A 1018-nucleotide genomic window follows, 5' to 3' on the forward strand; every position below is an offset into this window, starting at 1 on the left:
GGGAAAACCGATGCTGAAGGTATTTCTCCAGTTATGCAAAGAGTACTTTTTTCATCGATTAACGGATCAAGCGGAAGGGATGCTGAATTTTGGCAATCCCTTCCGCTTGATTAATAAAATTTCTTTATAGCTTATAAAAAGATGTAAACAATAAATTAGCAATCTCCCATTGACAGTGCTAATCTCGGCGGCTATACTATGGGCATAACCACAAACCAAGCGCGGTGTAAAAACCGTAAGTCTAAAAGGAGAAATTTTATGCTGACCCCTTATCTGATGGCAAAGGATATGTTCGATGAGCTGGCCGAGTCCGCTTTCAGCGCGAATACCCTGCGGGGCATGATGAACACGGACATCAAGGAGAGCGACCAGGGCTACGAGCTGGACATCGACCTGCCCGGTGTCCACAAGGAAAACCTCGCCGCCGAGCTGAAGGACGGCTACCTCTGCATCAGCGCCACGGTGGAGCAGACCCACCACGACAGCGTCCAGAACGAACGCTATCTGCGCCGGGAACGCTTCATCGGCTCCTGCCGCCGCAGCTTTTATGTGGGGGACAAGGTCAAGCAGGAGGACATCCACGCCAAGTTCGAGGACGGCATCCTGCGCCTGTTCATCCCTAAGGTGAGCCAGGTGGCCCAGATTGAACAGAAGAACCTGATTGCCATTGAGGGCTAAAAAAATGTCCCTGGCCTTGTTGCGAATAGCGTGGCCAGGGATGTTTCTTGTGGGAGGTTTGACGGTAGCTCCAATAAACCGTCGATAGCCTCACCTCCAAAGTCCCAGAAACGCAAAAAAGCCCCCCTTTGGCCTGGAAATTCATCCAGCCATCGGTGGGGCTTTTCTCGAAAGTATTAGCAAAACGGCCATTTTCGGCGGCTTAGGGCAAAATTAGGGACGGTTGCGGGGGCAGGATTTGAACCTACGACCTTCGGGTTATGAGCTGTGGTGAACCGATCTTTCTAGCCATTTCTAGGCGTTTCTGCCCCTTTTTGCTCGATTTTCTGGCCAAAACCCG

General features: G+C 51.1%; 1 protein-coding gene. It reads left to right on the plus strand.

Annotated elements, in window-relative coordinates:
- The first annotated feature begins 258 nt into the window (after positions 1-258).
- Positions 259-678 (plus strand): Hsp20/alpha crystallin family protein, encoded by a 420-nt coding sequence (locus U8U68_RS21930; RefSeq protein ID WP_322204592.1) that lies wholly within the window; start codon positions 259-261, stop codon positions 676-678.
- Positions 679-1018 lie beyond the last annotated feature (340 nt).

Origin of the sequence: Acutalibacter intestini, assembly GCF_034334985.1 — a bacterium.
GTDB classification, from domain to species: domain Bacteria; phylum Bacillota; class Clostridia; order Oscillospirales; family Acutalibacteraceae; genus Acutalibacter; species Acutalibacter intestini.

Excerpts from the sequence above, each read along its gene's own strand:
- U8U68_RS21930 (WP_322204592.1), top strand. The coding sequence starts at position 259 with ATGCTGACCCCTTATCTGATGGCAAAGGATATGTTCGATGAGCTGGCC.